Below are 6,244 nucleotides of genomic sequence, written 5' to 3' on the forward strand. Positions count from 1 at the left end.
ATTTCTATCTTTCTACGATACACTGTTTTTCAAGAGGAGAAACAGTTTATGAATCACCCTGATTCAAGCAGCATGCCGCCGGACATCACCCCCACGAAAAGGGTGACGCATTCCGTGTCTGGCGCGGGTATGGACCGCACGGTAGGCCTCTCACCCCGCAAGGTGCTTTTCCGGCGGATGGTGCGCTATGGCGGCCCGCTTGCTGTTATCGCGCTTGCCTGGGCAGGATGGCGGCTGGTGCCGGCTTCCGGCACACTTTCCGTCCAACGCGAACAGATTGCCATCGCAACCGTTCAGTCAGCGCCTTTTCTGGATTATCTTCCGCTACGCGCGACTGTCGCTCCCCTGAATGTCACCTTCATCAATGCCGTGCAGGGGGGGGAAGTGGCCGAGGTAGTGGCGCGGGATGGAGCGCTCGTCCAGAAAGGGGCTGTGCTGGCGCGGCTGACAAACCCACAGCTTCAGCTCGATGTCACCTCGCGTGAGGCAGCCATTGCAAGCCAGCTCGGGGCTGTCAGCGCCCAGCGCCTCACCTTGCAGCAGACCCGCACGGCTGAAGAAACACAGCTTGCCGAGACACGCTACAATCTGCTCAAGGCCCGGCACGAACTCTCTATCCGTGAACAGCTCCGCCAGCAGGGGTTTGAATCCGATGCCAATGTCCAGTCCTACAGTGACGAAGCGGATTATTATGCCCAGCGCCTCAAGCGGCTTGACGCGGCCCGCACACAGGACGTTCGGGTGGCAGACCGGCAGGAGCAGGAAATTGATCAGGAAGGCCAGCGCCTGCGCTCCAACCTTGCAGTGGTTGAGAGCAGCCTTGATGCCCTGACACTGCATGCTCCTCTTGACGGACGCCTGACCAATTTTGACCTCCAGCCTGGCCAGTCGCTCAAGGCGGGAGACAGGATCGGGCAGATCGACAGTGAAGGCCATTACCGGCTGGATGCCGATATTGATGAATTCTATCTGGGTCGCGTTGCCGTGGGGGAACGGGCACAGGCTGATATTGGCGATACAAAACTCTCGCTCACTGTGGCGCGCGTGCACCCGCAGGTCACCAACGGTCAGTTCCGTGCGGAACTGACCTTCGATACCCCGCCTCCGGTCGGGCTACGGCGGGGTGAGAGTGTTGATCTGCGCATCACACTGGGTGAGACCCATACAGCGCTGGTGCTGCCCAACGGAGCATGGCTGGAAGCCAGTGGCGGGGCCTCGGCTTTTGTCATGGCCCCCAACGGACGCAGTGCGGACCGCATCATCATTACATCAGGCCGCCGCAACCCTGAACAGGCGGAAATTACCGGCGGCCTGCATGAAGGGGATCAGGTGATCATCTCTTCCTACAATGCCTACAAAAACTTCAACCACCTCTCGATCCGCTGAGCGGCAGGAGCTTATGACATGCTGATCACCCTCTCCCATATCCAGCGCCTCTACCGCTCTGATGAGGTGGAAACCACCGCCCTGCATGATATCGAACTTGAGATCGCACAGGGCGAATTCCTTGCCATCATGGGGCCTTCAGGCTGCGGAAAATCCACCCTGCTCAACATTCTGGGCACTATTGATCGCCCAACGGCAGGCTCCTACCGTTTTGGCGAAGAAGAACTGACAAAGCGTGACGAGGCGGCCCTGGCCCGGTTCCGCCGGGAAAATCTCGGCTACATCTTTCAGAGTTTCAACCTGATTGATGAACTGACAGTTGAGGAAAACATAGAGCTTGCGCTCGTCTATCGCAAAATTCCCAAAGCGGTGCGCCGGGAGCGCGTGGCCCGTGCAATGGACCGTGTGGGAATTGCGCATCGCGCCAGACACTACCCCTCCCAGCTTTCCGGCGGCCAGCAGCAGCGTGCGGCCATTGCCCGCGCCATTGTGGGGGAACCCCGGCTGATCCTTGCGGATGAACCGACAGGAAACCTCGATACTGAAAACGGCACGCAGGTCATGGATATTCTCCAGACACTGAATGACGAAGGAGCAACCATTATCATGGTCACGCACTCCCCCAGCCATGCGGATCTCGCCAAACGGCGGGTTGATATGCTGGACGGGCAGATTGTCATTTCCGTGCGGAACGCCATCTGAAAGGAGACGCGTGGTGATAATCTCCATCCTCCGGGGCTTGTTTCGGCAGGCCCGCCGCCATCCTTTGTATGTTGGCTTGAATATTTTCGGTCTGGCATTGGGAATAGGCGTATTTCTCACACTCACCTTGCTGGTCCGGTTTGAATACAGTTTCAACGCAGGTTTTGCCGATGCGGACAGGCTTGCCCGCATGGATGAGCACTGGTCCATGCCCGGCACAACGCCTTATGAAAGCGCGGATGCCACGTTTAAGGCTCTCCCCTTCCTAAAACAGGATTTTTCAGAAATCGAGGAGGCCGTGCCGTTTATAGGGACAGACCTGTGCGTTGTGAAAGACGGGCAGTTCACAAACTTTGGCGGCGTGATGACAGACCCCGCTTTTTTTCAGATGTTCTCTCTGCGGTTCCTGCACGGCAGCCCGGCAACAGCCCTGACACGGCCTGATGGTCTGGTGCTCTCGCAGCACGCCGCCATGACGCTCTTTGGCTCGTCCGACACACTGGGGAAAACGGTCGAACTCAACAGGGCGGGCCAGAAAACTGTGCAGGTCGTCACGGGTGTTCTGGCTGATCCTCCTTCTCCCGGAGTGCTGGATGGTGTGGACATGATCGTGCCCATCCCCCCGCAGGAGCGTCTGACACGGGGATGCTTCCGCTTCTGGGGCAGCAGTTGCGGGAACATCTTTCTGAAGTTTCACCGACGTGAAGACATTGCCTCTGTGAGTGACCGCCTGACCGATTTTGTGGCGCACCGGACCGCCGGTCCGGCTGATGATCCGATTTCTCTCGGCTCCAACCCGGAAAAGACATTCCACCTCTCTCTCACTCCCCTGCGCGCCCTGCATTTTCATGATGCAAACGTGGAGGATACAGAGAGCGGTGTGGACAGGCGCATTATTGACAGCATCGGCCTGATTGGTCTGCTCGCCCTTACCCTCGGCTGCGCGAACGCTGTTAATCTCGCAACCGCTCGTGCCGGGCTGAGAGCACGGGAAGTCGCCCTTCGTAAAACGCTCGGAGCACCGCGGCGCATGCTGTTCGGGCATTTCATGGGGGAAGCCATGGTTGTCTCGCTTGTGTCTGGCCTTAGCGGCCTGGCGCTCTGTGAGGCCTTCACCCCTGCCATTGCCAGCATGACAGGGGAAGCGATCAGGGTTGATTACGGCTTTATCGCACTCCTGCTGCCGCTTGTTGTTCTTGGCAGTGGTCTGGCTTCAGGCCTTTATCCCGCACTGGTTCTGTCGGGCTATCAGCCCGCGAAAATTCTGGCCGCAACGGGCATGCCCGCAGGCGGCCGCCAAGCCACAGTGTTGCGCAACGCGCTGGTGGCGGCCCAGTTCGCAATTGCAATTTGTATCGTGATCTGCACGCTGGTGATTGATCGGCAGACCAGCTTTCTGCGCAATGCAGACCGTGGCTATGCCAAATCCGGCCTTCTGATAGGTCAGCAGATGCACAGCGGGGAAATCGGCCTGCAACGCCGCATGATGGATGCCTTGCGGGCCGTGCCCGGGGTGACATCCGTTGCCTTTGGCGAGCTCCAACCCAACCCGCATTCCATCACACGCACAAGCTTTGTCTATAACGGCCCCACAGGGAGCGTTCAAGCGCAGCTCACGCAGGATCGTGTTTCGTCCGGGTATCGGGACAGTTATCAGCCTCACCTTCTGGCCGGGCGCTGGTTTGATGCCTCACACGGGCAGGATGAAGGCCCGGCCAAAGAGGATATCGGAAACGGGCACGGAAGCTGGAATGTCATTCTCAACAGCAAGGCCGCCCGCGCCTTCGGGTTTGGGAATGCTGCGGGCGCGATCGGCAAGGTTATTCGTGAAGATGCAAATCATTTCACGGTTATTGGCGTGATTGAAGACATCCGCTTTGGCTCACCCCGTGAGACTATTGCTCCTGAAATTCTGTTCTTCTCCCCGCTCCAGCACGTTGCGTTTGATGACCCTATTCCAGCCGTCCGCTTTTCAGGCGTTTCGCGCACGATCATGGCGGAGCGTCTTGATCACGCCTGGCGCACACTCCTGCCCGATGTGGCCAGTCATTTTTCCCCGCCTGACGAACTGATGGAGACTTACTATTCGGGCGATGAACGGCGCGGGCACCTGTTCACGCTTGGGGCTGTTGCCGCCCTGCTGATTGCCTGCCTCGGTCTTTATGGTCTGGCGGCCTTTGCCGCAACGCGCCGTGTGCACGAAATCGGTATCCGTAAAACACTGGGGGCTACGGGGAGCCAAACCATTGTTCTGCTGCTGCGTGATTTTCTGAAACCCGTGCTTGTTGCCTGCCTTCTGGCCTGCCCGGTGTCCTGGATCATCATGCGCCAGTGGCTGAATGGGTTTGATGAGCGCATTGCCCTCACCCCTTCCCTGTTCCTTGTTGCTGCCTGCGGTGCGGCGTTTATCGCAGCGCTGACTGTTCTCGGGCAGACCCTTCGTCTCGCGCGTGCCGAACCGGCACGGGCTCTTCGTGCGGAGTAAGGGCCATGTATCGCATTATCGCAGGTCTCGTTGTAGCGGTTGCCGTTGTGCAGGGTGCTCACGCCCAGACACTTCAGGATGTGCTTGCCCGGGCTTACCGGAGCAACCCCACGCTTCTGGGGGAACAGGCCAACCAGAAGGCCGTTACGGAAAACTCCGTTCAGGCCCGCTCGGGCTGGCGGCCAACTGTGTCCATCAATATGGATGCCAACTACCAGCAGGGCCCTTATACAAACGCCTTCGCGCTCGGCAGCTATACGTCCAACTATGCCGAAGGGTATGTTGCAGCCAAGCAGACGCTCTACTCCTTTGGTCACACAGCCAACCAGGTGCGGGCGGCGGATGCCCGCTCCCATGCGGAACGTCATGCTTTACGCCTGACGGAAGCGCAGGTCTTCACCAGCGTGATCACGGCCTATATGAACGTGCTGCGAGACCGCGCCGTGCAGGACATCCGCAAGGCTGATCTGGATATGCTGGAGCGGCAGGTGCGGCTGACCACATCCCGCTACACTCTGGGCGGTGCCCCCACCGAGCAGGTGACCCGGACAGATGTCGAGCAGGCAGAAACGCGCCGCCGTTCAGCCGAAGTCGCTCTCGCACAGGCGCGTGCGACACGTGCGGCCTCGGAAGCCCAGTTTCAGGCGGTAACGGGCGTGGAGCCGAAAACACTGACCATGCCCGCCGCCCTGCCCGGCCTGCCCTCCAGCCTGGATCAGGCCATGAAAGCGGCACTCGCCGCCAACCCGCAACTGGCCCAGATGCGCGAAACCAAAAGTGCCACGCAGGCCGATGTGGATACCGCCCGTTCGCAATGGGGGCCGCAAATTCAGGTTCAGGGCACGTTCGGCACCATTGGACCTGCCTCTCCCTTTCGCGAACGGGAATATGCCCAACAGGTGACGGGAACAGTCTCACTGGTCCAGCCGCTCTATAATGGCGGGCTTTATAACTCCCAGATCCGTCAGGCGCGGGACAAGGATGAACAGGCCCGGCAGAATGTTGAGTTTGCCCGCCGCGCAGCCCTTCAGAACGTTGTGACAAACTGGCGGGCGGTGGAAAACGGGCTGGAAGCCATCAAGGCCGGTCTGGCGGAAGTGCACTCTGGCGAGATGACTTTGAAAGGCTACCAGCTTGAATATGGCTATGGCCTGCGAAGCACGACAGATGTGCTCTATGCGGACCAGAACCTGCGCTCCGCACAGGTGGATCTGGCCTCAAGCCAGCACGACACGATTGTGGCGGAAGCCCAGCTTCTGGCCGCCATCGGCCAGCTTCAGGCAGGCACCCTGCTGCCCGACACCCGGCCTTACGATGCCGATGCCCCGCTCCGGCACGCCAGAACGCGTGATTGGGAACCGCTTCAGGCCCCCCTCGCCGCCATCGACCGCGCAGGCTGGTAAAGGAGAGGATACACACGATGCTGACCGGAATTGTAGCGCCCGCACTGCGCACCTTGTCACGGCACAGGCTGTATACGGCCATCAACCTTGTCGGGCTCGCACTCGGCATTGCCGTGTTCCTCACCATGACGCTGATCGTGCGTTACGAGGAACGCTATGGACTTGTAACGGTTTTGTGCCGGTCAGAAGTGATTATGCCACTCTTGCTTCGAAAGCGAGAGGGCTGATGCCACCCAGATATGAATGGCGTCGACGTGGATTGTAGAAA

The 6,244-nt window shown here is 59.5% G+C and carries 5 protein-coding genes; all 5 read left to right on the forward strand.

The window, feature by feature from the left end; translation table 11 throughout:
• Positions 1-48: 48 nt before the first annotated feature.
• The 5 genes from GOB82_RS12085 to GOB82_RS12105 are packed head-to-tail and all read left to right on the forward strand — an operon-like array spanning position 49 to position 6,203.
• Entirely contained in the window at positions 49-1,386 is a 1,338-nt protein-coding gene (locus tag GOB82_RS12085) for an efflux RND transporter periplasmic adaptor subunit (RefSeq protein WP_242007397.1), read from the forward strand.
• Positions 1,387-1,404: 18 nt separating this feature from the next.
• Positions 1,405-2,088 (forward strand): ABC transporter ATP-binding protein, encoded by a 684-nt coding sequence (locus GOB82_RS12090; RefSeq protein ID WP_166123436.1) that lies wholly within the window; start codon positions 1,405-1,407, stop codon positions 2,086-2,088.
• 13 nt (positions 2,089-2,101) lie between these two features.
• Positions 2,102-4,573: an ABC transporter permease gene (locus GOB82_RS12095; protein ID WP_166123438.1), complete on the forward strand. Its 2,472-nt coding sequence runs from the start codon at positions 2,102-2,104 to the stop codon at positions 4,571-4,573.
• Positions 4,574-4,578: 5 nt separating this feature from the next.
• Positions 4,579-5,976 (forward strand): TolC family outer membrane protein, encoded by a 1,398-nt coding sequence (locus tag GOB82_RS12100; RefSeq protein ID WP_166123440.1) that lies wholly within the window; start codon positions 4,579-4,581, stop codon positions 5,974-5,976.
• Positions 5,977-5,993: 17 nt separating this feature from the next.
• Positions 5,994-6,203 carry a hypothetical protein gene (locus tag GOB82_RS12105; protein ID WP_166123442.1) on the forward strand — a complete coding sequence of 70 codons (210 nt, stop codon included), beginning with the start codon at positions 5,994-5,996 and terminating at the stop codon, positions 6,201-6,203.
• Positions 6,204-6,244 lie beyond the last annotated feature (41 nt).

Origin of the sequence: Acetobacter farinalis, assembly GCF_011516935.1 — a bacterium.
In the GTDB taxonomy this organism is placed as follows: Bacteria; Pseudomonadota; Alphaproteobacteria; order Acetobacterales; family Acetobacteraceae; genus Acetobacter; species Acetobacter farinalis.

Excerpts from the sequence above, each read along its gene's own strand:
- GOB82_RS12090 (WP_166123436.1), top strand. The coding sequence starts at position 1,405 with ATGCTGATCACCCTCTCCCATATCCAGCGCCTCTACCGCTCTGATGAG.
- GOB82_RS12100 (WP_166123440.1), top strand. The coding sequence starts at position 4,579 with ATGTATCGCATTATCGCAGGTCTCGTTGTAGCGGTTGCCGTTGTGCAG.
- GOB82_RS12105 (WP_166123442.1), top strand. The coding sequence starts at position 5,994 with ATGCTGACCGGAATTGTAGCGCCCGCACTGCGCACCTTGTCACGGCAC.
- GOB82_RS12085 (WP_242007397.1), top strand. The coding sequence starts at position 49 with ATGAATCACCCTGATTCAAGCAGCATGCCGCCGGACATCACCCCCACG.